Below are 24,596 nucleotides of genomic sequence, written 5' to 3'. Positions count from 1 at the left end.
CAACCGTACGGGCAGCCACGGACATTTTGCAGCCCGCCAGGCCCTCCTGCGGAAATCTGTGGACAACCCCAGGGCTGGCTCCACTTGTGGAGGAATGAATGCCCTCAAAACGCCGAACCGGCCCGAAAACGGCCCGGCCAGCCACGTGCCAAAGCCGCTCTGCGACGCAGGTGGCCCCGATCCTCAGTCCAGCAGCAGCTTGAACCCGGCATGGGATTGGACAAACCCCAGCCGGTCATAGAATCGATGGGCGTCCGGACGCGCATTGTCGCTGGTCAGCTGCACCAGCGCGGCGCCCCGCCGCCGGGCCTCTTCAACAGCCCACCGCATCATGGCCGAGCCGAGTCCGATGCCGCGCAACGTCTCGTCCACGCGGACAGCCTCAATCTGCATCCTCGTCGCGCCCCCGCGCGCAAGTCCCGGCAAAAACGTCAGCTGCATAGTCCCCGCCAAGGTTCCCTCGGGCGAGTCCACCACGCAAAGCAGATGGGCCGGATCTGCATCAATTGCACTGAAGGCAGCGACGTAAGGCTCCCTTTTCTCCGGGGCCGCGGAATCAACGGAGGCCCTCAGCTGATCGCGCGCCGTCAGCTCAACGATGGGCCCGACGTCGGACGCCTCCGCCCGGCGCAGCGCAAAGTTCCGGCCTGCGAGCGCAAGCGTCGCCAGCACCGGCTGGCCCTGAGTGTTCTTTTCCTGTGTCATGGCCCCAGCCTTTCATGCCCACGCCGGCAATGACTGATGCCAGGACCACGGCCACGCCCACCAATTGCCATGGCCCGAGCACCTGCCCCATGGCGGCCCAGCCAAGAACGATGGCCACCACGGGACTGAGCAGGCCAAGGAACGCCGCGGCACCCGCAGGCAGCCGGGCGAGTCCCCTGAACCAGCACCAGTAAGCCAGGGCGGTGCCGGCCACGGACAGATATGCGTAGGCCAAAACATTCGGGCCGGTCAACGGCTGATCCGGAAGCCCCTCCACCAAAGCCAGCAGCACGGCCAGCGACGCCCCGCCAGCGATCAACTGCCACGCCGTGGTGGCCAGCGGCGACACCGGCTGTCCGGACGCCCCGCGGGGCTGGCCCCATTTCTTCGCCAGCACTGTTCCGGCCGCCATGGACACCGTTCCGCCGAACGCCGCGGTGAGACCCAGCATGTCCAACCGCCCCTGCGACTGCAGCACAATCAGCGCCACCCCGAACACGCCGGCCATACCGGCCGCCAGCCGGACGGCCGTCAATCTCTCCTGGAGCACCCGGCTGGCCAACAGGGCAACCAGTAGCGGCTGCGCCCCACCCACAATGGCCGCGACTCCCCCGGGCAGCCGGTACGCGGCCACAAACAACAGGGCGAAGAACACCCCAATGTTGAGCATCCCCAGGACCCACGACTTCCACCACCAGGACCCGCGCGGCAGTTTCCGCGAGAGCGCCAGGAGCAGCAGCCCGGCCGGCAGCGCACGCAGCACCGCGGCCAGCAAGGGGCGGCCCTCGGGCAGAAACATCGTGGTGGCCAGGTAGGTGGAACCCCACACGGCCGGGGCCAGGGCCGTCACCAGGACGAGGACAAGTTTTTTACTAAGCACTTAGCTAGTATAACTAAGCGCTTAGCGAATTGCTAGGATGGTGGAATGGCAGACCAACTAGACCGCATTCTTGCCCAGTGGCATACCGAAAAACCCGGGCTGGACGTCTCACCCATGGCCGTGGTGGGCCGGCTCAGCCGCGCCGCATCAGTTGTGGAGGCGCGGCTTGCCACCACCTTCGCGGGGCATGGGCTGGATTCATCCACCTTTGACGTCCTGGCCACCCTCCTGCGCAGCGGCCCGCCCTACAGCCTGACGCCCGCAGCACTGGCCCGTGACGCCATGATCTCCTCCAGTGCCGTGGCCCAGCGCCTGAACAAGCTGGAGGCCCGCGGCCTGGTGGCCAGAAAGGCCAATCCCGACGACGGCCGCGGCACCTTGGTCTCGCTGACGCCCGCCGGGCGGAACCTCGTGGAGGCAGCCCTGCCAGACCACCTGGCCACCGAACACGCCATCACGGGTGTCCTGAGCAAAAAGGAACAGGCCCAGCTGGCGGCGCTGCTGCAAAAAGTCACCGACGCGGCGGGCTGAAACTAAGGAGATATTCGCAGGCGGCGCGGCCTGCGGACCGGCTCCAACCGCCTGTCAACGGCGGAAGCCCCCACGACGGCTGCAACCCTGTTTCATGAAAGACTTTCCCCATGACCAAGTTGATTGCCCTGCTTGCCGTTTTCCTCGTTGTGGCCCTGGCCATCACCGCGGCTGCTTCCTGGATCACCAAGAAGAAGGCACCGCTTGCCCTGGCCGCCGGGCGCACACCTGCAGCGATCACCCAGTCCGAGGAATCCAAGGTCATGTTCCGGGCGCTGCTGCGCACGGTGGCCGGGGCAGTGTTTGCCGTCGTTATGTTCGCAGCCCTGCTCAGGGTCACCATTGGCATGTCGGAGCAGCAGGTGCTTCCCATCGCCTTGACGGCAGGGCTCTCGGCAAGCGGCGGCCTGCTGCTCTATTCGGCCCTGCCCGCGGCCCAACTCCCCGAGGCGGCTGCAGCACGTCCGCTGCTGTCCAGGCGTGCCGGCATCCTGCCCGCCGCAGTGTTCACGGTGTTCGTCGTTTTTGTGGTGGCTGGCTTTGCCCTCCCCCAGTACTTCCCAGACAGGAACGACGGCGTTGCGCTCCTTGCCCTGTCTCTCGCCTTGTTGGGAGCAACGGGTTTGGTCCTCCACCGGCTGCGGACCACGGTTTCCCTGCAGGATCCTCGCATGGCCGCGCTTGACCGGCGCTGGCGGGAAATTTCTGCTGCCAACATGGTGAGGTTCGGCACCGGCGCACTCATGGCCTGCTTCGGAGCCGCTGCGGCACTCATGGGAACGGCACCTGGCGGAGCCGCCCAAGCCGGCGTTCCGATCCTGGCCACGGCGGTGCTGGTCGCGTCGGGCGCATCGGCAGGGGCCGGCGTCGTACTTCTGGTCCTGGCCGCACGGGGCGCGCTCACAATCCGCACAAAGGTGCGCGAAGGGGCCCCGGCGCCAATAACCGCATAAACTGGGTGGCACCATGACTTTGACTATCTCCTACCCCGCCGCGCTTCCCGTCTCGGAACGCCGCGAGGACATCATGGCCGCCATCGCTGCCAACCAGGTCACCATCATCGCCGGAGAAACCGGTTCCGGAAAGACCACCCAGATCCCCAAGATGTGCGTGGAACTGGGCCTGGCCGAGAAGGGCCTGATCGGCCACACCCAGCCGCGCCGCCTCGCCGCCCGCACCGTCGCGGAACGCATTGCCAGCGAACTCGACGTCAAAATCGGCGAGGAGGTGGGCTTCCAGGTCCGCTTCACCGGCCATGTGGGCCCGCAAACCAAGATCAAGCTCATGACCGACGGCATCCTGCTCGCGGAAATCCAGCGCGACCGCCTGCTGCGCAAATACTCCGTCATCATCATCGACGAGGCCCACGAGCGCTCCCTGAACATCGACTTCATCCTCGGCTACCTGCGGCAAATCCTGCCCAAGCGCCCGGATTTGAAGGTCATCATCACCTCGGCCACGATCGACCCCGAGCGCTTCGCCGCCCACTTCGCCTCCCCCGAGGGCCCCGCCCCCATCGTGGAGGTCTCCGGCCGCACCTTCCCCGTGGAGATCCGCTACCGCCCCCTGAGCGGGCCTGCAAATGGTGGTGATGATGGGATGGACGACGACGAACTTGGCCCGGGCGCGGACCGGAACCGACACGGTGGGAACCGGGAGGACGGCGGCAACAGCGAGGAAGACCGTGACCCGCTGGATGCCGTGTGCGACGCCGTGGACGAACTGTCCAAGGAGGCACCCGGGGACATCTTGATCTTCTTCTCCGGCGAGCGCGAGATCCGCGACGCAGCCGACGCACTGCACGGCCGTGTTAATACAAACCCGCGGCTGCGCGACGTCCAGATCCTGCCGCTGTTTGCGCGCCTGTCACTGGCCGAGCAGCACGCAGTGTTCACCCCCGGCAGCCGCAAGCGCATTGTGCTGGCCACCAACGTGGCCGAGACCTCGCTGACGGTGCCCGGCATCAAGTACGTGATCGACCCCGGCACGGCCCGCATCTCCCGCTACTCTCACCGCACCAAGGTCCAGCGGCTGCCCATTGAGCGGGTGTCCCAGGCCAGCGCCAACCAGCGCTCGGGACGTTGCGGCCGCGTCTCAGACGGCATCTGCATCCGCCTCTACTCGGAGGAGGACTTCAACGCCCGCAGCGAGTTCACCGACCCGGAAATCCTGCGCACCAACCTGGCCGCCGTCATCCTGCAGATGACCGCGATGGGCGTGGCCAAGGGCCCCAAGGACGTGGAGAAGTTCCCGTTCGTGCAGGCCCCGGACTCCCGCGCCATCACGGACGGCGTGACCCTGCTGCGCGAACTTGGTGCGGTGAACCCCCAAGGCGGGATCACCGGCGTCGGACGCCAGTTATCGCAGCTCCCTGTGGACCCCCGGCTGGGCCGCATGATCGTTGAGGCCGCCAAGCGCGGCGTGGCCGCCGAGGTCATGGTGCTCGCTGCCGCGCTGACCATCCAGGACCCGCGTGAACGCCCCACCGACAAGCAGCAGCTTGCGCAGGAAAAGCACAAGCGCTTTGTGGACGAGCACTCCGACTTCACGGGCTTTTTGAACTTGTGGCGTTACATCAAGGAGAAGCAGGACGAGCTGTCCTCCAGCGCGTTCCGCCGCCTGTGCAAGGCCGAGTTCATCAACTACCTGCGCGTGCGGGAATGGCAGGACCTGTTCACCCAGCTCAAGCAGATGGGCAAGTCGCTGGACATCAAGGTATCCGGCAACGACATTGACCCCGTGGCCAACCACGACGCCATCCACATGTCCCTGCTGTCAGGCTTGCTGAGTCATATTGGCCTGTACGACCAGCGCAAGCGCGAATACGCCGGCGCGCGAGGCACCAAGTTCATGGTGTTCCCGGGCTCTGCGTTGTTCAAGAAAACGCCGGACTGGGTCATGGCCGCCGAGCTCGTGGAAACGTCCCGGCTCTGGGCGCGCGTTGCCGCCAAGTTTGACCCGCTGTGGGCCGAGCAGGTGGCGCCGGACCTGGTCAAGCGCACGTACAGCGAGCCGCACTGGTCCAAGCGCAACGGCTCCGTCATGGCGCACGAGAAGGTCACACTCTACGGCGTGCCCATTGTCCCGGACCGCCGTATCCAGTACAGCCGGATCGACCCTGAACTGTGCCGTGAGATGTTCATCCGCCACGCCCTCGTGGAGGGCGACTGGAACACGCACCACAAGTTCTTCCACCGCAACCAGGCGCTGCTGGCCGAGGTGGAGGAGCTGGAGACGCGCATGCGCCGCCGCGACCTGCGCGTGGACGACGAGACGCTGTTCGAGTTCTACGACGAGCGAGTGGGCGCGGAAGTGGTGTCGGAGCGGCACTTCGACAAGTGGTGGAAGGGCGCCCGGCACGAGAACCCGGCCCTGCTGGACTTTGACACGCAGGTGGTCATGGCCGAGGAGCCGGAGCTCGACGAGGCCGCCTTCCCCAAGACCTGGGTGCAGGGCGAGTTTGAGCTGCCGCTGTCCTACGAGTTCCATCCCACCGCCCCCGGTGCCGCCCCGAACCCGTCCGACGGCGTGACGGTCCAGGTGCCGCTGTTGTTCCTCAACCAGCTCAGCGAGCCCCAGTTCCGCTGGCAGATTCCGGGGCTGCGCGCCGAACTCGTGGCTGCGCTCATCAAGTCCCTACCCAAGGCCATCCGCAAGAACTTCATCCCGGCGCCGGACGTTGGCCGTCAGGCCGCCGCCGCACTGGCTGCGGACTTTGACCCTGCCGTGGACGAGCTGGAGCCGTCCCTTGAGTTGGCGCTGCGCCGGATCAAGGGCCACGTCATCCCGCCGGGTTCCTGGAACTGGGACGCAGTGCCGTCGCATTTGCGCATGACGTTCTCCGTGGTGGACAAGAACGGGAAAATCTTGGAGGAGGGCCAGGACCTCTCCGAGCTGCAGGCCAAACTGGCCGGCGCCACCCGCCGCGCCATCGCCGAGTCACTGGGAGCCACGCCGAAGACCACGCAGGCCGGGCGGGCCCCGCTCGGCGCCCCTGCCGGAAAGAACGCACGCAACGGCAAGGGCGGGCAGCCACCTGCCAACGGGAACGGAACCACGGCGGCCGGCGGGGCGGCAGCGGGAGGAAAGGGCCCGGCGTCGGGCATCCCCGGCAACTCCGGCGCAGACAACACCGGCATCCAGGAACGCTCCGGAATCACCACTTGGGATGTGGGCACGCTGCCCCGCGAGGTCAAGCGCCTCGTGGCCGGGCACACCGTCACCGGCTATCCGGCGCTGGTGGACGAGGGCGCCACGGCCGGCATCCGCGTGTTCCAGCGCCAGGACGTGCAGGAATCGGCCATGCGCGCCGGCGTCATCCGGCTGCTCGCCCTGCGCGTGCCGTCGCCAGACAGGTACGTGCTGGACCACCTGAGCAACACCGAGAAGCTCACATTCAGCCAGAACCCGCACGGCTCCGTCACGGAGCTGATTGCGGACTGCACGCTCGCCACGATCGACAAACTCACCCCGGCCGCGCTGCCCTGGAACCAAAAGGACTTCGACGCGCTCTACGAGACGGTGCGCGCGGAACTGATCGACACGGTGTTCACGGTGACGGCCATTGTGGAGAAGGTGTTGGCGTCGAACATGCGGGTCCAGAAGGCGCTGCGGGCCACCACGAGCCTGCCGCTTATCAGCGCGCTGAACGACATCAAGCAGCAGCTCGAACTGCTCGTTTACCCGGGGTTCGTGGCGAAAACGGGTTTTGCCCAGCTCAGCCAACTGCCCCGCTACCTCACCGCGATTGAGCGGCGGTTGGAGAAGCTGCCCTCGAACGTGGCTCGCGACGGTCAGTCGATGGCCATTGTGCAGCGCCTCGAGGACGAATACGACGACGCCATGGCGGCCCTGTTGCCCGGGCAGCGGTCCACGGCGGGCCTGGAGCATGTGCGCTGGATGATCGAGGAACTGCGCGTCAGCCTGTTTGCGGTGGAGCTGGGCACGGCTTACTCGGTGTCGGAAAAGCGGATCAGGGTGGCCCTGGGCAAGGCCATGGCGTAGCCCGCCGCCCGGCCCCTCCTCCAGCCCACGCGACTGCCACCCGGCTGCCTGCCCTCCTGCCTGCCTGCCCAACGACGCTGTCGCAGCAATGGCGTGTTTTCGAACGACGATGTCGCAGCAACGGCGTGTTTTCGGCGAACCATGTCGCAGATCACTGGGTTTAGTCCTGCGTGGACAGGGCTAAGCCCCCAGCCCACGCATTCTGACCGTCGCACCGACATGAGTGGTTACAGCCATGCATCTCGGTGCAACAGTCAGAACGCGGCACAGCCCAGCGAGCCAAGACCTGCGCAGTGGCATTGCGCCACTCCGCGCCTACTTGATGGACCGCCGCGTCAACGGCTGGGGAAGAATTCCCCCACCCAGCTTTGCCGGGCCGGTCGGGTCGGCGTCGGCGTAGCCCCCGGGACTTGAATGCGTCCCTCTTGCAAGAGCTTGGTGGTGTCGTCGATGTTTCCCAGCCCCGGACATGGCCGGCCTCATGGCCGATCACGGCTCCCGCCTTGGCCGGACCGTCACACAAAACACCGAGACGCCGGGGAGCAAGTGGCGATCTTGCTGTGGGGGTTTCCGTGCCAACTGCGATGGCGTTTCCGAAATTCCCGCCATTGCTGCGACAGGGTTCTTGAGTGGTCCTTGAAGGGGCCTTGAAGGGGCCTTGGGCAAGGAACACAAAGAGCACAAAGAGCACAAATGGTGAGCTGCCGCCAGGCAGCCGGGGTGTCCGCATAGGCACCCCGAGAGGTGACGGAACGTCAGTAGCTAGGACTCGGGGACGAACTCCCCGTGGCCGGCGTCGCGCAGGGCAACGCGCAGTTTCTCGGCGCTGGCATCCATGACGTCCGGGTCAGGGTTGTTGTTCACGGCAGCGAAGCTGAAGTTGTCCAGCCCGTAGGCAGGGAACACATGGATGTGCAGGTGCTCAACCTCGAAGCCGGCAATGATCACCCCGGCGCGGGGGGCACCAAAGGCAGCCACCTGCGCCTGGCCGATGGTCTGCGAAACCGCCATCAACTTCGAGACCAGCTCAGGCGAGGCGTCGGTCCACTTGTCCACTTCCTCGCGGGGCACCACCAGCACGTGCCCGTCCGTAAGGGGCCCGATGGTCAGAAAGGAGACGCAGTCCTCCTCCTTCCAGATGAACCGGCCGGGGATGTCGCCATTGATGATTTTGGTAAACAACGTGCTCAAGAAATGCTCCTTATTCCACAGAACGAACTGCATGGGGTCGCATGCAAACAAACCAACTCAAACTAAAGCGTGGAGGTGTCCAGTACAAAGCGGTACTTGACGTCCCCGGCAACCATGCGGTCGTACGCAACATCCAAATCCGCGGCGGAGACCATTTCAATGTCGGAAACTATGCCGTGCTCCGCGCAGAAGTCCAGCATTTCCTGCGTCTCCGCAATGCCGCCAATCACCGAACCGCCGTAGGCCAGGCGCTTGCGGATCAGCAGCCCCGGATCCACCGGCGGCATCTCGTCCGACGGCAGGCCCAGCTGGATCAACGCTCCGTCGCGCGCCAGGGTGCGCAGGTACGGGTTGAGGTCGTGGACGGCGGCTACGGTGTCGAGGATGGCATTCAACGTGCCCTTGGCGGAGGCCATGGCCTCGGGGTCGGTGGAGACCACAACGTTGTCCGCGCCCAGCCCCATCGCGTCGGCCGTTTTGCCCGGCGAGGTGGTGAACACCGTGACGGTGGCGCCGAGGGCCTTGGCGATCTTGACGGCCATGTGGCCCAGCCCGCCGAGGCCGATCACGCCCACCTTGTCCCCGTCCTGCACGTCCAAGTAGCGCAGGGGCGAGTACGTGGTGACACCGGCGCACAGCAGCGGCGCCGTGGCAGCCGGGTCCATGCCCTCGGGAATGTGCAGCACGTAGTTTTCATCCACCACGATCGACTGTGAGTAGCCGCCCTGTGTCACCACCCCGCCGTTGCGCCGGTCCTCAACGTTGTAGGTGCCGATGTTGCCGGCTTCGCAGTACTGCTCAAAGCCTTCCAGGCAGGAATCGCATTCCCGGCAGGAGTCCACCATGCAGCCGACGCCGACACGCTCGCCCACCGCGAAACCCTCAACGGAATCGCCCACCCGTGACACCAGGCCCACGATTTCGTGGCCCGGAACCAGCGGGTACTTGGCCGGGCCCCATTCGGAGCGGATGGTGTGCACATCGGAGTGGCACAGTCCGCAAAATTCGATCGCGATTTCAACGTCGTGGGCGCCGGGTTCGCGGCGTTCAATGGTGCCGGCGCGCAGCCCGGACGTGGCAGATTCAGCGGCATAAGCCTTTACGGTGGTCATGCCCCAACCCTATCGCCGTTGCCGCCGCCGTCGCCAGAAGCGCCGCCGCCTCCGCCAGCCCCGCCCGGCTCGGCACCGGTCGCCACGGGCCGCCCAGGCTGGTTGGACCATGCGGACCACGACCCCGGATACAGCGCCGCCGTGAACCCGGCAATCTCCAGCGCCGCAATCTGGTGCGCCGCCGTCACGCCGGACCCGCAGTACACCGCAACCGGTGTACCCGGCCCCACGCCCAAAGCAGCAAAACGCTCGCGCAGCGCGTCCGCCGGCAGGAACGCCCCGTCCGCCAAATTCTCACTGGTCGGCGCGCTCACGGCCCCCGGAATGTGCCCGGCCCGCGGGTCAACAGGCTCCGTCTCACCCCGGTACCGCTCCCCCGCCCGGGCATCGAGCAGGATCCCGTCCCAGGCGGCGGCCCCATCCCCGTCAATGGTTTCCCTCGCCCCAAAATGTACGACGGCGTTGCCCGGCTCCGCAGTCTCCTCACCTTGGGCGAGGGGAAGGTGGGCGGCCCGCCAGGCTCCTAGTCCGCCGTCGAGCAGGGATACATTGGGGATCCCGGCATGGCCCAGCAGCCACCAGGCGCGGGCGGCCGCGGCAGCTCCGGCGTCGTCATAGACCACCACTGTGTCCCCGGTGTTGATGCCCCAGCGGCGCACGGTCGCGGCAAAGTCAGGCTCGGACGGCAGCGGATGGCGGCCGTCGGCGGGCTCCCCGTGGGCGGCAAGCTCGTTGTTCATGTCCACAAAGACGGCGCCGGGAATGTGGCCGGCCAGGTAGTGTTCGCGCCCGTGCGGGTCCCCCAGCACCCAGCGGACGTCCAGCAGGACGGTGTGCTCCCCCGCCGCGAGGCGCTCTTGCAACTGGGCAACACTGGTCAAGACACTCATGGCGGGCTCCTCTGTGGGTTTCGCGGCGGGCCCATTGCCGGGCCGCGGCCATCACCGTCAAATCTACGCCAATGCCTACACTTGGTTTATGAACCCCGCCGCACAGTCCCCAGCCGCCGCGAGCACACCTGCCGCCGGCACCCAGCCCGCCAACTGGTCCTGGACCCGCAAGGCGCTGGCCACGGTCCAGGCCGAGAACAACCGCTCCGCGGACACACACCTCCACAAGGTCGAACTGCCCGGGCACTGGGGCGTGGACCTCTATGTCAAGGACGAGTCCTGCCACCGCACCGGGAGCCTGAAGCACCGGCTGGCCCGCTCACTGTTCCTCTTCGCGCTGGTCAACGGCTGGATCAATGAGGGCACCACGGTGGTGGAGGCCAGCTCCGGCAGCACGGCCGTCTCCGAGGCCTACTTCGCGCAGCTCCTGGGCCTGGACTTCGTGGCCGTCATGACGCGCTCCACCAGCCCGGAGAAGATCGCCCTCATTGAGCAGTTCGGCGGCCGCTGCCACCTTGTGGGGCACGCCGACGAGGTCTACTCCGCAGCCGCCGACATTGCCCGGGAAAGCAACGGGCACTACATGGACCAGTTCACCTATGCCGAACGGGCCACGGACTGGCGCGGGAACAACAACATCGCGGAGTCCATCTTCAGCCAAATCTCGCACGAGACCCACCCCGAGCCGGCCTGGGTGGTGGTGGGCGCGGGAACCGGCGGCACCTCCGCCACGATCGGCCGCTACATCCGCTACCACGGCCACGGCACACAGCTGGCCGTGGTGGACCCCGAGGGTTCCGCGTTCTACCCCGCCTGGAAGAACCACGACCCCGCCACGGTCACCAGCAACTCCTCCCGGATCGAGGGCATTGGCCGCCCGCGCGTGGAGCCCAGCTTCGTGCCCGGTGTCATCGACACCATGCTGGTGGTGCCCGACGCCGCCTCCGTCGCCGCAATGGTCCACTTTGCACGATTGACGGGCCTGCACGCCGGGCCGTCCACCGGCACCAACATGTGGGGCGTGTGGCAGTTGGTGGCGCAGATGGTTGCCGCCGGTGAAAAGGGCAGCATTGTGACCTTGATGTGCGACGGCGGTGAACGTTACGCAGGCAGCTACAACAACCCGCAGTGGCTGGCTGCACAGGGCCTGGATCCCGCACCGCACCTGGAAACCATTGAGGACTTCTTCGCCACCGGCACCTGGAACGCCTGACTGGAACGACCCGCCAGGCCGGGGCCGGCCCGCTCCGGGGCGTGCCCAATTTGGCACACCCCCGGAGAGCAAGCCGCCGGCCGCTGCTACAACTCCACGGACTGCCCCGGATCAAGGTGCCGGAACACCACCCCGTGGGCCCCGCCGATCCGGGAGATGTGCCCCTCGGTGAAACCCAGCCCATTTTCATTGAGCAGCGCGTCGTGGATGGGGAAGGCCCGCGGCGCACGGACGGAGACCACAAAGTCCACGACCTCTGAAACCTTGGACCAGGGCGCATGGACGGGGACCAGCAGGGTGCCCACGCCGACCCCGTCGGGAACGACCAGCGAATCGCCCGGGTGGTAGACGTCGTCGTCAATCAGGTAGCCGACATTGGCCACCATGGGGACCGTGGGGTGGATGAGCGCGTGCTGGCCGCCGAAGCACTGCACGGCGAACCCGGCGGCCGTGAACCGCTCCCCCGGCGCGGCGTCGTGCACCTGCCCGGCCTGGTCCGGGGCGGCGGAGCGCAGGGACGCGGCAACCCCTGCCGGCGCATGCAGCACCAGCAGCGGATCGGCGGCCAGCGCAGCCAGGACGGGCGGTGCGTCGATGTGGTCGGGGTGCTCGTGCGTTATGAGGACGGCCTGCGCCCCGTCCAGCGCGGCGGCCGTTTCGGAGAAGACCCCGGGGTCAATGACCAGCACGCGCCCGTCCTGTTCGAGCCGGACACAGGCGTGGGTGAATTTTGTCAGCAACATGGCTAAAGACTATGCCCGGCACGTGGCGCCCGCCATGCTCCGGGCCCGCTTTGTGCCCGGTGCGATAGGCTGGTTGATTGAAAAGCCCGCCGCAGGGCACGTGCAGTGAAAGTGGAATGAAAGAGGGTTGTTGGCATGTCGGATGCACCGGTGAAGGAGCAGCGCGTCACCAAGCAGCGCCTTGCCATCAGTGCCGCACTGGACACGCTGGACGACTTCGTCAGCACCCAGGAACTCCACCGCCTGCTGCATGAACAGGGCACCCGCGTCTCGCTGGCCACCACGTACCGGATCCTCGCCTCCATGTCGGAGGAGGGCCTGGTGGACACGCTGCGCAACGGCGAGGGCGAGGCCGTCTACCGGCGCTGCTCGGCCACCAGCCACCACCACCACCTCCTCTGCCGCAACTGCGGGAAGACCGTGGAGATCGAGGCGCCCGAGGTTGAGAGCTGGGCGGCCACCATCGCCAGGGCCAACGGTTTCACTCAGGTCCAGCACACGGTGGAAATCTACGGCCTGTGCCCGGAGTGCTCGGCCGCATAGCCTTCAGGCCGGCCCGTTCCGCAGCCCCCGCGGCGCCACGAGCACCCCCAGCGGCGCCCGCACCCACCACGTGCCTGTGGCCCGCCATTCGCGCCACGTCGTGAAGCGGTAAATCTCCACCCGCGCCCGCACCAGCTCCGGCGCACGCCCGCCAAAGGGGTCCCGCCGCAGCAGCTTCAGCAAGGCCGGATCTGCTGCCAGCAGCCTGTCCAGGAACGGCAGGAACCATTCCATGCCCGGCTGCCCCAGCGCCAAGAACCACATCATCCAGTCCAGCCGCAGGTGGTACGGCGCAAACTGCCGCGGCATCCGCCCTGTCTCCCCCGGCTTGCCGTGAAAACCGTACTCGAGCCACCGCGCCCCGTCCCAGCCCTCAACCACCACCTCGCGCCGCACCCGGGTGACCGAGCCAAACGCGCCGTAGGCATTGCCCAGCCGCCACCGGTTGAAGCTGGCGTTCATGAGCTGCCGGCTCGAGAACAGGTTCCGCAGCGGCCACCACGCCAGCACCAGCATGAGCCCGCCCATGGCCAGCACGACGGCGGAGAACCAGTCCGGAGCACCCGGCACCCAGGTGCCGGGCGGGAAGGGGACGGCCGGGGGTGCCGGCAGCGGGCCGGCCCACGCGGCGGGCAGCATCCAACCCAGGCCCAGGGCCCGCAGTGCACCTGACACCGCTTCATCGCCCACGGCACTGAACGCCAGCACCAGCGTCAGCGCGTTCAGCCAGGCAAAGTTGCCGGACAGCACCAGCCACAGCTGCGTCACAACCACCACCGCGGCGGCCCAGGCGGCCACGGGCTGGGGCACGAACAACAGGAACGGCACCACCAGCTGGGCGAAGTGGTTTCCCAGCACCTCCGCCTTGTGCAGCGGCTTCGGCAAATGGTGGAAGAACCAGCTCAGCGGGTTCGGCATGGGCTGGGTTTCGTGGTGGTAGTACAGTGCTGTCAAATCACGCCACACGCGGTCGCCGCGCATCTTGATCATGCCGGCGCCAAACTCCAGCCGGAACACAAGCCAGCGGAACAGCCAGATGGTGATGACCGGCGTCGTGCTTTGGTTGGAGCCAAGGAAAGCGGCCAGGAACCCGGCCTCCAGCAGCAGGATTTCCCAGCCGAAACCGTAGAACACCCGACCCACGTTCACGATCGACATGTAGCCCAGCCACAGGGCCAGGAAAGCGACCATGGGCAGCCACGGCGGGCCCAACTGGGGCAGCCCGAGCACCACGGAGGCGGCAAGGGCGGCACCGGCCCAGGCCACTGCGCGCAGCAGGCGGTCGGAGTAATGCCAGCGGAAGAGGGTTGGGCCCGGCCAACGGATGGGCGAGGGGCCGGGCCAGCTGGCGGGGCGGCGCGGCATGGGCAGCAGGCCGCGCTCCCCCAGCAGCGCAGGGAACTGGCGGGCGCTGGAGGCAAAGGCGATGACAAACACGGCCGCGATGCCGCGCTGCAGGATGAATCGGGCGGCGTCGTAGTTGGCGCTGCCGAGCCACGCAGTGTCCAGCCAGCCGCCCGGTAGTGTGGCCGCGCGAAGCCAGTCCATGCCTCAACGCTAGACCGGGAAGGGCGCCGGGCCAACCCCGAACCCATACGCAGAAGTCAGCACGAGTGGTGCGCCCGTGTCCGGAACCGGCCGGCTACGCCGCCAGGGCGGGCCGCTGCGCCCAGCCGCGGCGTCGGCGCCACGCTCCGATGCCCCGGCACACCACGTAGATGGCGAACGACAGCGTGGTGACGTAGGGGCTGATCGGGATGCTGCCGCCCAGGGCCAGCATGATCCCGCCAACGGTGGCCACCATGGCGAACGCCACGCTGAGCAGCACCACCATGCGGGGCGCGGCCGTGACCTGCAGGGCGGCGGCCGCGGGCGTAATCAGCAGGGCCAGCACCAGCAGCGCACCCACCACCTGGATGGACAGCGCCACGGCAATGCCCAGCAGGAACATGAACGCGAGCGACAGCGTGCGCACCGGGACGCCGCGCGCCGTGGCGATGTCGGGGTCGACGCTGGCAAAGGTCAGCGGCCGCCAGATCAGTGCCAGCCCCGCGACCACCACCAGCGCCGTTCCGCCCAGCACCGAAAGCTGCGTGGAATCCACGGACACGATCTGCCCCGTTAGCAGCCCGAACTTGTTGGCGGAGCGCCCCTCATAGAGCGAGAGGAACAGGATGCCCAAGCCCAGGCCAAACGGCATGATGACGCCAATGACGGAGTTTTTCTCCCGGGCCCGCACCCCCATGGCGCCGAGCAGCAGCGCCGCCAGGATGGAGCCCACGAGCGAGCCGAAGATGACGTCGGCGCCGATGAGCAGCGCAAAGGCGGCCCCTGCGAAGGAGAGCTCGGCGATGCCGTGCACGGCGAAGGCGAGGTCGCGCATCATGACGAACGTGCCGATCAGCCCGCCCACAACACCCAGGATGGCCCCGGCCAGCAGCGTGTCGCGGAACAGCGGCAGCAATTCGGCGTAGTTGGAAAAGTTGAAGACGGCGTTGGCGAAGTCGGCCCAGTTCATGCCGCAACCTCCCCGGCGTGCCCGTCGAAGACCGCGTCAGGCGTGCCGACGACCACCAGCCGGCCGTCCATCTCCAGCACTTCCACCCGCGTCCCGTACAGTTCAGAGAGCACCTCGGTCCGCATGACCTCCGACGGCGTGCCCAGCATGAAACGCCCGCCGGCCAGATACAGCACCCTGTCCACATGGTCCAGGATCGGGTTGATCTCATGTGTGACAAAGACGACGGCGGTCCCGTTGCCTTTGGCCTGCCGGCCCACCAGTGCGCTGACTTCCTTTTGGTGGTTCAGGTCCAGGGAAAGCAACGGCTCGTCGCACAGGAGCACCTTGGGGCGGGAGGCGATGGCCTGGGCGATCCGCAGCCTTTGCTGCTCGCCGCCGGAGAGCATGCCCACGGGAATCTTGCCGTAGCTGGCGGCGCCAACCTGTTCCAGCAGCTCGTCCACGCGCTGCCGGTAGGCCTTGCCGCGCAGCCGGATGCCCCACTTGTGCCCGTCCACGCCCAGGCCCACGAGGTCGCGGGCCCGCAGGGCGGTGTCCGCGGGAAATCCTTTTTGCTGGGGGACATAGCCGATGGTGCGGCTGCCGCGCCCGGCGGGTGCGCCGTCGAGCATCACCTGCCCTGCGCTCAGGGGGGCCTGGCCCAGCAGGATCTTCAGGAAGCTCGTCTTGCCGCTGCCGTTGGCACCGAGGACGGCCAGGAATTCGCCGGGGAGGACCTCAAGGTTCAAGTCCTGCCAGAGCGTGCGGCTGCCATATTTGAGGGTGGCGCGCTTGAGGCTGATGATGGGCGGGGCGTTCACCGGGAGCCGGCCTTCACCAGCGCGGCGGCCTTCTCCAGCGACGAGATGTTGGCGCCCATCCAGTCGAGGTAGCTTGAGCCCGGGGGAAGGGTTTCAGAGAAGTCGGCCACGGGGACCCCGGCTGCCTCGGCGGCAGCCTTGACTTCCTCGGTCTGCGGGCTCTCAGTCTGCTGGTTGTAGGCGAGCAGGTCCACGGTCCCGGAAGCCAGCTGCTCCTTGAGTGCGGTGACCACGGAGGCCGGGGCGTCGCTGCCGTTTTCCACCGCCTGGGTGAACTCTTCCGGCGTGGTGTTGCTGAAGCCGGCCTGCTCCAGCAGGTACGCGGGCGCGGGCTCGGTCATGGCCACGGTGCGCGGGGTCTTGTGGAGTGCTGCGAGGCGCGTGTCGAGGACGTCCAGCTTGGCCTTGAACGACTCAGCCTGGGCGGTGAAGGAGGCCTTCTCTGCGGGCAGTTCGGCGCTGAAGCGGGCGGCAAGTTCGTCGGCCAGCTTAGCCATGGTGGGCAGGGAGTACCAGACGTGTTCGTTGAAGTCCGCGCCAGTGTCAAGACCCGACAGTGAGCTGACGTTCACGATCTCCGCGTCGGTCAGCAGCCCCTTGGACAGCTGGCTGAAGAAGTCGTCGTAGCCGCCGCCGTTTTCAATGCCGATCACGGCCTTGGACACGGCCAGCTTGTCCTGGGCGTTGGCTTCGTAGCCGTGCGGGTCGGCGCCGGCCTTGCTGATGATGGAGTGGACGCTGACATGCTCTCCGCCGATTTCCTTGGCGATGTCGCCATAGACGTTGGTGGAGGCAACGACCGGGACGGCGCCGTCCTGCACGGCACCGCCCTGCCCGGAGCCTGCCGCAGTCCCGCCGCCACCGCACGCCGCCAGGGTCAGGGTGGCGGCGAGGCTTGCGCCCAGAATGAGCAGTGAACGGCGGGATTGTGACATGTGATTCCTTTGTGGCGCTATTGAGAACTGTTTCTAATAAGAACCAGCATAACGCATATTGGGAATCATTCGCATCAAGCCCCGGGGCGCCCTCCGAAGTGGGGCCCCTGAAGAAGCATCAGGCCTTGCGGCGCTCCTGCACATTGGTCTGGGTGGCGTCGCGGATCTCACCCACCAGCTGCTCAATGACATCTTCCAGGAAGATGACACCCAGGGTGTCCTCATTGCCGTCGATGACCCGGGCCATGTGGGTTCCGGTCTGCTGCATCGTGGCCAGCACATCCTCGATTTCCTCGTCGGCATGCAGGTTCACCATGGAGCGCACGCGCCCCTCGCCGATCGGCATCTGGTACCGGTCCAGCGGGATCCGCAACACGTCTTTCAGGTGCAGGTACCCCAGCAGCGTCCCTTCGGAGTCGGCAAAGACAACCCGGGAAAACCCGGTCTTGCCCACCATGTGCTCGAAGTCAACGGGGGTTGCCTCCGGCGGCAGCGTGACCAGCCCGGCCAGCGGCACCATGATGCCCTTGGCGGTTTGCGAGGAGAACTCCAGGGCGCCGGTGATGAGGCCCGTCTGGTCGTCCACCAGGCCGCTGCGGGTCGATTCCTCCACAATGGACTGCACCTCTTCGAGGGTGAACGTTGAGGAGACCTCGTCCGTGGGCTGGATGCCGAACAGGCGCACAATGTGGTTGGCACTCCAGTTCAGCGCCACGATCAGGGGGCGCACCACCTTCGAGACCAGCACCAGCGGCGGGGCCAGCAGCAGCGCCGCCTTGTCCGCCGCGGAGACGCTCATGTTCTTGGGCACCATTTCGCCGAAGGTCACGTGCAGGAACGTCACGAGCGCCAGGGTCAGCACGAAGGCGACCGGTGCCGCCACGTTGTCCTGGACGCCCACCGCGTGCAGCGGTGCCGAAAGCAGGTGGTGGATGGCAGGTTCGGCCACGTTCAGGATCAGCAGCGAACACACGGTGATGCCCAGCTGTGAACAGGCCAGCATGAGGGAGACGTTTTCCATGGCGCCAAGAGTGATCTTGGCACGCTTGGATCCGGCGTCGGCGAGGGGTTCAATCTGGCTCCGCCGGGCCGTCATGACGGCAAATTCCGCGGCAACAAAGAACGCGTTGCCCAACAGCAGCACCACCAGCCAGGCAATTCCGGCCCACGGGCTCATCGGGAATCACCGCCTTCAGCAGGTGTGCCTGCATCGCCGGCATCGGCCGCCGGCGCCGCGATGAAGTGGATCCGGTCAATACGGCGCCGGTCCACGCGGTCAACAACCAGGGTGCCACCTTCGACGTCGACCGTGTCACCAACCGCTGCGATGCGGCCCAGTTCGGCCATCATGAAGCCGCCCACCGTTTCATAGCCTGCCTCGTCGGGGACGTTGAGCGGGCCGATGCGTTCGGACACCTCGTCGGGACGCATGAGGCCGGGGAAGAACCAGGTGCCGTCGGCGGCCAGCAGGATGCCGGGCTTGGCGCGGTCGTGCTCGTCGGCCACTTCTCCCACAATTTCCTCCACAAGGTCCTCCAGGGTGGCGACGCCGGCAGTGCCGCCGTATTCGTCCTGGACCACGGCCATCTGCAAGTTGCCTTCTCGCAATTCCAGGATCAGTGCGTCCAGGTGGACGGTTTCGGGCACGCGCAGCACATCTGTCATGATGGCGCCCACCTCGATGTCCTGCCGCTTGTGGAACGGGATGGAGACGGCCTTCTTCAGGTGCACGACGCCCAGGATCTGGTCCGCCGATTCGCCAATGACGGGGAAGCGCGAGTATCCGGTGCGCCGGGCGGCGTCAATGATTTCCATGACCGACCTGGTGCTTTCAATGGTTTCCACGCGGGTTCGCGGCGTCATGACGTCGGCCGCGGTGCGCTCGGAAAAGCTCAGGGTGCGGGCCACAAAGGTTGCGGTCCCCTCGTCCAAGGTGCCCATGGCGGCTGAGCGGCGCACCAGTGAGGCCAATTCCGACGGCGAGCGGGCGCCTGATATTTCTTCCTTGGCTTCCATGCCGAACAGGTGCAGCACCTTGTTGGAGAAGCCGTTGAGCACCACAATGGCGGGCTTGAAAACGGCGGTGAAGATGAGTTGCGGCCGGGCCAGCGCCTTGCCGATTTCAAAGGACTTGGCGATCGCCATGTTTTTGGGAACGAGTTCCCCGATCAGCATGGACAGCAGGGTGGCGATGACCATGGCCAGGACCAGGGCGATGCCGGCGACTGCGGGCTCGGGCACTCCCAGGGAGCTGAGCGGTCCTGCCAGCAGGACACCCAGCGACGGTTCCATCAGGAAGCCGGTAAGCAGCGTGGTCAACGTGATGCCAAGCTGGCAGCTGGAGAGCTGGGTGGAGAGGGATTTCAGGCAGCGGAGGAGGGGAACTGCGCCCTTGTCACCCTCGTTGACGGCGCGCTGGACCTTTGACTGGTCCAGGGCCACGAGGGCGAATTCAACGGCAACAAAGAATCCCGTGCCAAGGATGAGCAGGAGGCCTGCGGCTAGGAGCAGCCATTCCATTTACAACACCCCCGTCGGGCTGCAGGGCCGGTCGGCGGCCTGGCTGCAGCGGGGGTTGGCCGCCGGCGGAGGGTGGTCGGCGCCGGGGCCGGCCACTTCGGGGGTTGAAGAACTGTGGTCATGTGTGCGGGATTTGCCGGCATGTGCAACGCTGCTGCAGGTGGACACCGTGGTGTTCCGCAAGCCGTTGCGCCGGCCCCTAGATTTACTTTCCATAGGATTTTCAGTGTACATGAGCACCTGCAGCCGGATGCGGAAGCGCGGTGGCTGCCACATGAATAGAGGCTGGCAATCCGCTGGGAGATGCCATGGCCCCGGGACAGCGTCAGCGGAGCAGGAGGCTGTGCCCGCCGAGCGCGTGGAAGTTGCGGCTGTGGTAGACAAGCGGCTCACCGGCGGCTTCGGGCGTGACGATCTCCACCACCTCGGCTGCGAGCAGGAGCGAACCGCCGGCCGGCGTGCGGCTGAGGATTTTGCAGCGCAGGGCGAATCCGTGGTGAGACAGAAGCGGCTCTCCGCCCGGCAGCCGTGTCCAGGCCATGGTGCCGGTGAAGCGCTCGGAACGGGAATCGGCAAAGACCCGGGCCAGTTCCAGGTCCGCCGTTGTCAGCAGGTGGACCACCACGGTTTCGGCGACCGCCAGCGCGGCGGCAGATCCGCTCTGTGCAGCGAGGGAAAAGGCCAGCAGCGGCGGCTCGGCAGACACGGAGGCCACGGAGGATGCCGTGATGCCCACAGGGCCCGTGGGAGAGCCTGCGGTAATGACGGCAACTCCGGCAGGGTGCCCGCCAAACGCTGACTTGAAATCCGAGGTCAGTTGGGGTGCGCCCCGCTGCACGGTCATGACAATTGCTTCCTCTCACCACATCCAGCCGGCATGGCAAGATCTTCAACCGACTCTGGAACCTCAACCATAGTTGAGGTCAAATTGCCCAGCCATGACGCCGCTCACAGGCGCCTCACCGCTATGCGGACAGGCATCCCCGCATGGCAAGCTCAACTACGGGGCGGATCGGGCCCTCCGGCGCGACGGTGAGCCGGTTGACGATAAGTCCCGCGCACACTGCGAGCATGGCGCGGGCCGCGGCATCCGGGTCCCGCGCGCCGAGCGTGGACATCAAGCCCCGCGTCCATTCCTCGAACATCGAGCGCTGGGTGCGCATCGGCGCCCGGGCGTCGGGCGTTGCTGCCGTTTCCAGAAACAAGGCATATCTGGCACGCGTGCGGCAGACGTGAGTGCCGGTGGCATCCTCAACCAGGGCGGAAAGGATGTCAATGACCTCGTCTGCGGTGCGGGCGAACGTCAACACCGCTGCCAACTCGGCCCGTTCCTGCTCGGCAATGGTGACGATCACCCCGGCAACAAGGGCGTCCCTGGTGCGGAACCAGTTCGAGGTCGATCCCTTGGGAAGTCCAGCCTCGGCGTCAACGCGGGCATGGGTGAGTGCACGCACGCCCTGCCCGCCAACGAGGCGAATGGCGGCGGTCAGCGCGCGGTCACGGGTCGAAGCCATGAGGCCAACCTTAACACAAAAATACTGCAACCATAGTGTTTTTCTACTGCAAACGTAGTAATATTTGCGATATGGGATATGCAGTGCTTGCCGCCTGGCTGATCCAGGCGGCCGTGGGCGTGACGTTGCTGGTGAGCTGGACGCGCCATGCGGGCGGGCAGGACGCCGGCCTCATCCTCCCGCACATACTCGCCATGGTCGGGTTCCTCGCACCCTGGACGGCATTCCTCACGACGGGCTCCGCACTGTGGGCCTGGGTCGGGTTCGGCGTTCTCACCGTCTTCATCGGATTCGGGGACGCGGCCATGGTGCGCCGGGCACGCGCGGTGCAGGGCGGAGCCAACGAGGGGTTGCGCGGATACTTCTCTGCGATCAGGGCGGCCACGTCCGGGGCGCTGGGCAAACGCACCATATTCCACGCCTGGTTCAGCCCCGTGGTGTGGTTCGGCTCGCTGGCAGCCGCGATCTTGGCGACGGCGGCGTAGGCCTCCGGCCACCCGGCGGGCGTGGAATCAGGCCGGGTCAATCCCGTCGAAGGCGCGCGCTCCCGGCCGCTGCCCCGCCACGGCGTCGTCGGGATTCACAAAGCCACACTCTTCCAGGGACAGGCAGCCACAGCCGATGCAGCCGCCCAGGCTCCCCCGCAGCTTCTCCAGCGCGGCAATACGGGCGTCAAGTTCGGTCTGCCAGTGCTCGGACAGGCGCTGCCAGTCAGCCTTGCTGGGCACCCCCTCCTCCGGCAACTCACCAAAGACGTCAACCACGAGCGAGAGCGGAATGCCCGCACGCTGGGCCGCCCGGATCACGGCCACGCGCCTCAGCACCGAGCGTTCAAAGCGGCGCTGGTTACCCGAGGTACGGCGGCTGAAAATCAGCCCCTGGCGTTCGTAAAAATGCAGGGCCGAGACGCTCACCCCGCCGCGCTGCGCAACCTGGCCGACGCTCAACAGTTCCTGGGCGCGGAGGGAGGCTCCGGCGTCGGGCATGGATTTACCGGCCCAGCCCGCGGATCCCGGCAACGGCCTGCTCCAGGATTTCGTTCATGGTCCCGGCAATGTCAACCACGACGGCGGCTTCGTCGCCTTCCATGGGCTCCAGCGCCTCCAGCTGGGACGCGAGCAGCTTGGGCGGCATGAAGTGCCCGGACCGGCCCTCGAGACGGGCGCTGAGCACTTCTAGCGTGCCGTCGAGGTGGAGAAAAATGGTTTCCGGCGCCTTGGCCCGGATGGCGTCGCGGTAGCGGCGTTTGAGGGCGGAGCAGGCAACGACGATTCCGGCGGCCTGGGTGGTGGCCAGCTCGTGGCCCACCAGGTCCAGCCACGGCCAGCGGTCCTCGTCGTCGAGCGGGATGCCGTCAGCCATCTTTCGGATGTTTTCCAGCGGGTGCAGCGAATCGGCGTCGAGGAACGGGTAGTTCAGGGCGTCGGCCACCAGCGCACCGATGGTGCTCTTGCCGGCGCCGGAGACGCCCATGACCACCACCCGTGTTTTGGGAGTGTTGTGCAGGGTGTTCAAGGGCAGTTCCATACTCTCTTGTATACCAAAGGATGACCCGGATCACGTTACCGGGTGCGGGGCGTGGACCCCTCACCGGGCCCGCCGGCGGCGGAATCCTCGATCATCCGCACGTACTGCGCCGAAGTCTGCATGTGCTCGCGCATTGCCGTTTCAGCAGCTTCCGCGTCGCCGGCGCGGATGGCGGCCACGATCCGGCGATGCTGGTGCTGCTCGTCTCCCACAAGGTCGTTGACTTCGCGGAAGCGCCGGACCTCGACCATGGCGGTGGTCAGCTCGATGCGAAGGGCTTCACTAAACCATTCGAGTGCGCCGTTGCCGGTGGCCCTGGCGATGGCCATGTGGAAGGCAATGTCCAGGACCGGGTAGCCCACGGTATCCGGCAAGGCGGCATCCATCTTGGCGATCAGGTCGTCCAGGACTCGAAAGTCTTCGCCGCCTGCACGCTCGGCAGCCAGGCGCGCAGCCTGGATTTCAAGGGGAATGCGCACGTCCATCATGTCGGTAAGCGGACGCTGGTTGTTGTGCAGCACCCGCGAGAGGAACAGCTTGATCAAGTGTCCGTCAAGCTCCTTCACCACCGCATTGCGGCCATTGTGCACTTCGACGATGCCGACAGCTTCCAGCGCACTGAGGGCCTCACGGACCACGGGCCTGCTCGTGGCAAATTGCTCACACAGGGCGGCCGTGGACGGCAGCGGGCAGCCAGGCTGCAGGTCGTTGTCCACGATGTGGGTCATCATGGCATCAAAAATTTGCAAGCTGAGCTTGGTGCGAGTCAATGGCGTCTGCACGCGTCCCCCTTATGGATCCACCCGAGGGCGGCGGCGCTGGTGAATGTGGAACAACTTTCACTAGCCAATCATAGCCATACAAACTCAAGCTGTCAGATAGGTTGACAGGCTTATAGGTCTCGTATAAGTTGTGACTCATGCCACTCAACACCCCATTCGAAACCCAGACAGCCGCGGTGCTCACCGGGCCCGGGAACCTGCAGCTCACCCGCCGCAGCCGTCCCGTGCCGGCAGCCGGCGAGGTGCTGGTCAAAATCAGCACCGTTGGCATCTGCGGATCAGATGCCGCTTACTTCCAGGGCACAGCCGCCTACACCGTCAACGCCCCTTTCGTCATGGGCCACGAGGCCAGCGGCACCGTTGCCGCAACGGGCGACGGCGTCGCCGGGCTTGCGCCGGGAACCGCGGTTGCGCTGGTTCCCAGCCTGTCCTGCGGCGAGTGCGAGCAGTGCGGCAGCGGCTTCGACAACCTTTGCCCCCACACCCGCTACCTCGGGTCCGCCGCGGTCACTCCGCACCGCGACGGCGCCCTGCAGGAATACCTTGTCGTCCCGGCCACCCATGTCCTGCCGCTGCCTGAGGGTTTCTCCCTCACCGAGGGCGCCCTGCTGGAACCCATGGCCGTTGCACTGCATGCAGCCCGCAAGACCTCCGTTGCCGGCAAGTCGGTCCTGGTGGTCGGCGGGGGTGCCATCGGCCAGCTCACGTCGTTGGCCGCCAAGACCCTGGGCGCGGCCTCCGTCACCGTGAGCGACGTCAGCTGGCGCCGCGCCGGCACCGCCGTCGAGCATGGTGCCGACACGGCCCTGACAACCGCCCAGCTCAAGGACCTGCTGGCCCGGGGCGAGCGCTTCGATGTTGTCTTTGACGCCTCCGGCCACCCCGCAGGCGTCGAGGCGGCGCTCCGGGCTGCCCGGCCCGGCACCGGCCTCGTGGTCCTGGTGGGCAACCTTCCAGCGGGTGTGGGGCTGCCGGTGAAATACATTTCCCAAGCCGAGTCTTGGGTGACGTCCACGCTGCGGTTCGCCGGCGGCCTGGCACCGGCCCTTGACTTCCTCCACGAGCACCGGCTGGACATCTCCTGGCTGGTGGAACAGACAATTCCCTTCAACAAGGTCGTGGAGGTGTTTGAAACACCTGTTGCGGGCGATTCACCCCTGAAGGTCCACATCCAACTTTCCTAGC

General features: G+C 66.7%; 24 protein-coding genes. 7 read left to right on the top strand and 17 right to left on the bottom strand.

Going from position 1 to position 24,596, the window contains the following annotated elements; genetic code table 11:
• Positions 1-183 precede the first annotated feature (183 nt).
• Together JOF48_RS13335 and JOF48_RS13330 are read right to left on the bottom strand one after the other, a co-directional pair.
• A complete protein-coding gene (locus JOF48_RS13335; RefSeq protein ID WP_209681437.1) occupies positions 184-705 on the bottom strand; it encodes a GNAT family N-acetyltransferase in 522 nt (173 codons plus the stop codon).
• On the bottom strand, positions 593-1,585 hold the full coding sequence (locus JOF48_RS13330) for an EamA family transporter (protein WP_209681435.1): 993 nt from the start codon (positions 1,583-1,585) through the stop codon (positions 593-595). Before JOF48_RS13330 ends, JOF48_RS13335 begins: the two co-directional genes overlap by 113 nt.
• A 45-nt stretch (positions 1,586-1,630) precedes the next feature.
• Between JOF48_RS13330 and JOF48_RS13325 the strand changes: the two genes are divergently transcribed.
• From JOF48_RS13325 to hrpA, 3 genes are all read left to right on the top strand, one after another.
• Complete coding sequence (locus tag JOF48_RS13325; RefSeq protein WP_209681434.1) at positions 1,631-2,116, top strand: MarR family winged helix-turn-helix transcriptional regulator; 486 nt, start codon at positions 1,631-1,633, stop codon at positions 2,114-2,116.
• A gap of 110 nt (positions 2,117-2,226) precedes the next feature.
• Positions 2,227-3,069: a hypothetical protein gene (locus JOF48_RS13320; RefSeq protein WP_209681433.1), complete on the top strand. Its 843-nt coding sequence runs from the start codon at positions 2,227-2,229 to the stop codon at positions 3,067-3,069.
• 13 nt (positions 3,070-3,082) lie between these two features.
• Positions 3,083-7,120, top strand: a complete 4,038-nt coding sequence (hrpA, locus tag JOF48_RS13315; RefSeq protein WP_209681432.1) for an ATP-dependent RNA helicase HrpA — start codon at positions 3,083-3,085, stop codon at positions 7,118-7,120.
• A 762-nt stretch (positions 7,121-7,882) separates the two neighbouring features.
• On the opposite strand, the gene JOF48_RS13310 is transcribed toward hrpA, so the two are convergent.
• The 3 genes from JOF48_RS13310 to JOF48_RS13300 form a co-directional block, all read right to left on the bottom strand.
• Entirely contained in the window at positions 7,883-8,311 is a 429-nt protein-coding gene (locus tag JOF48_RS13310) for an HIT family protein (protein ID WP_209681431.1), read from the bottom strand.
• A gap of 62 nt (positions 8,312-8,373) precedes the next feature.
• Positions 8,374-9,423, bottom strand: coding sequence for an NAD(P)-dependent alcohol dehydrogenase (locus JOF48_RS13305; protein ID WP_209681430.1), 1,050 nt, complete (start codon positions 9,421-9,423; stop codon positions 8,374-8,376).
• A complete protein-coding gene (locus JOF48_RS13300) occupies positions 9,420-10,313 on the bottom strand; it encodes a sulfurtransferase (protein WP_209681429.1) in 894 nt (297 codons plus the stop codon). The genes JOF48_RS13305 and JOF48_RS13300 overlap by 4 nt, the downstream gene beginning before the upstream one ends.
• Positions 10,314-10,401: 88 nt before the next feature.
• On the opposite strand from JOF48_RS13300, the gene JOF48_RS13295 reads away from it, so the two are divergent.
• Positions 10,402-11,526 carry a PLP-dependent cysteine synthase family protein gene (locus JOF48_RS13295; protein ID WP_209681428.1) on the top strand — a complete coding sequence of 375 codons (1,125 nt, stop codon included), beginning with the start codon at positions 10,402-10,404 and terminating at the stop codon, positions 11,524-11,526.
• A gap of 86 nt (positions 11,527-11,612) precedes the next feature.
• On the opposite strand, the gene JOF48_RS13290 is transcribed toward JOF48_RS13295, so the two are convergent.
• Positions 11,613-12,269 (bottom strand): MBL fold metallo-hydrolase, encoded by a 657-nt coding sequence (locus JOF48_RS13290; RefSeq protein WP_209681427.1) that lies wholly within the window; start codon positions 12,267-12,269, stop codon positions 11,613-11,615.
• A 135-nt stretch (positions 12,270-12,404) separates the two neighbouring features.
• Between JOF48_RS13290 and JOF48_RS13285 the strand changes: the two genes are divergently transcribed.
• Positions 12,405-12,812, top strand: coding sequence for a Fur family transcriptional regulator (locus tag JOF48_RS13285; protein WP_209681425.1), 408 nt, complete (start codon positions 12,405-12,407; stop codon positions 12,810-12,812).
• A 3-nt stretch (positions 12,813-12,815) separates the two neighbouring features.
• On the opposite strand, the gene JOF48_RS13280 is transcribed toward JOF48_RS13285, so the two are convergent.
• The 8 genes from JOF48_RS13280 to JOF48_RS13245 form a co-directional block, all read right to left on the bottom strand.
• Entirely contained in the window at positions 12,816-14,360 is a 1,545-nt protein-coding gene (locus JOF48_RS13280; RefSeq protein WP_209681423.1) for a lipase maturation factor family protein, read from the bottom strand.
• A gap of 94 nt (positions 14,361-14,454) precedes the next feature.
• On the bottom strand, positions 14,455-15,330 hold the full coding sequence (locus tag JOF48_RS13275; RefSeq protein ID WP_209681421.1) for a metal ABC transporter permease: 876 nt from the start codon (positions 15,328-15,330) through the stop codon (positions 14,455-14,457).
• Entirely contained in the window at positions 15,327-16,133 is an 807-nt protein-coding gene (locus JOF48_RS13270; protein ID WP_342591244.1) for a metal ABC transporter ATP-binding protein, read from the bottom strand. Before JOF48_RS13270 ends, JOF48_RS13275 begins: the two co-directional genes overlap by 4 nt.
• Entirely contained in the window at positions 16,130-17,068 is a 939-nt protein-coding gene (locus JOF48_RS13265; protein WP_209681419.1) for a metal ABC transporter solute-binding protein, Zn/Mn family, read from the bottom strand. The genes JOF48_RS13270 and JOF48_RS13265 overlap by 4 nt, the downstream gene beginning before the upstream one ends.
• Positions 17,069-17,186: 118 nt before the next feature.
• Positions 17,187-18,245 (bottom strand): hemolysin family protein, encoded by a 1,059-nt coding sequence (locus tag JOF48_RS13260; RefSeq protein ID WP_209681417.1) that lies wholly within the window; start codon positions 18,243-18,245, stop codon positions 17,187-17,189.
• Positions 18,242-19,588 carry a hemolysin family protein gene (locus tag JOF48_RS13255; protein ID WP_209681415.1) on the bottom strand — a complete coding sequence of 449 codons (1,347 nt, stop codon included), beginning with the start codon at positions 19,586-19,588 and terminating at the stop codon, positions 18,242-18,244. The genes JOF48_RS13260 and JOF48_RS13255 overlap by 4 nt, the downstream gene beginning before the upstream one ends.
• A gap of 325 nt (positions 19,589-19,913) precedes the next feature.
• Positions 19,914-20,432 carry a flavin reductase family protein gene (locus tag JOF48_RS13250; protein WP_209681413.1) on the bottom strand — a complete coding sequence of 173 codons (519 nt, stop codon included), beginning with the start codon at positions 20,430-20,432 and terminating at the stop codon, positions 19,914-19,916.
• A gap of 121 nt (positions 20,433-20,553) precedes the next feature.
• Positions 20,554-21,102, bottom strand: coding sequence for a TetR/AcrR family transcriptional regulator (locus JOF48_RS13245; protein ID WP_209681411.1), 549 nt, complete (start codon positions 21,100-21,102; stop codon positions 20,554-20,556).
• Between the two features lie 71 nt (positions 21,103-21,173).
• Between JOF48_RS13245 and JOF48_RS13240 the strand changes: the two genes are divergently transcribed.
• Positions 21,174-21,587: a hypothetical protein gene (locus JOF48_RS13240; RefSeq protein ID WP_209681408.1), complete on the top strand. Its 414-nt coding sequence runs from the start codon at positions 21,174-21,176 to the stop codon at positions 21,585-21,587.
• Positions 21,588-21,614: 27 nt separating this feature from the next.
• Here JOF48_RS13240 and soxR read toward each other — a convergent pair whose 3' ends face one another.
• The 3 genes from soxR to JOF48_RS13225 are packed head-to-tail and all read right to left on the bottom strand — an operon-like array spanning position 21,615 to position 23,411.
• Positions 21,615-22,121 (bottom strand): redox-sensitive transcriptional activator SoxR, encoded by a 507-nt coding sequence (gene soxR, locus JOF48_RS13235; RefSeq protein ID WP_245346535.1) that lies wholly within the window; start codon positions 22,119-22,121, stop codon positions 21,615-21,617.
• Positions 22,093-22,629 carry a gluconokinase gene (locus tag JOF48_RS13230; RefSeq protein ID WP_209681406.1) on the bottom strand — a complete coding sequence of 179 codons (537 nt, stop codon included), beginning with the start codon at positions 22,627-22,629 and terminating at the stop codon, positions 22,093-22,095. Before JOF48_RS13230 ends, soxR begins: the two co-directional genes overlap by 29 nt.
• A gap of 35 nt (positions 22,630-22,664) precedes the next feature.
• Positions 22,665-23,411, bottom strand: coding sequence for a FadR/GntR family transcriptional regulator (locus JOF48_RS13225; protein ID WP_209681404.1), 747 nt, complete (start codon positions 23,409-23,411; stop codon positions 22,665-22,667).
• Between the two features lie 137 nt (positions 23,412-23,548).
• Between JOF48_RS13225 and JOF48_RS13220 the strand changes: the two genes are divergently transcribed.
• Entirely contained in the window at positions 23,549-24,595 is a 1,047-nt protein-coding gene (locus JOF48_RS13220) for a zinc-dependent alcohol dehydrogenase (protein ID WP_209681402.1), read from the top strand.
• Position 24,596 lies beyond the last annotated feature (1 nt).

Origin of the sequence: Arthrobacter stackebrandtii (assembly GCF_017876675.1) — a bacterium.
GTDB lineage: Bacteria > Actinomycetota > Actinomycetes > Actinomycetales > Micrococcaceae > Specibacter > Specibacter stackebrandtii.
This window is presented reverse-complemented; position numbering and strand designations above follow the sequence as displayed.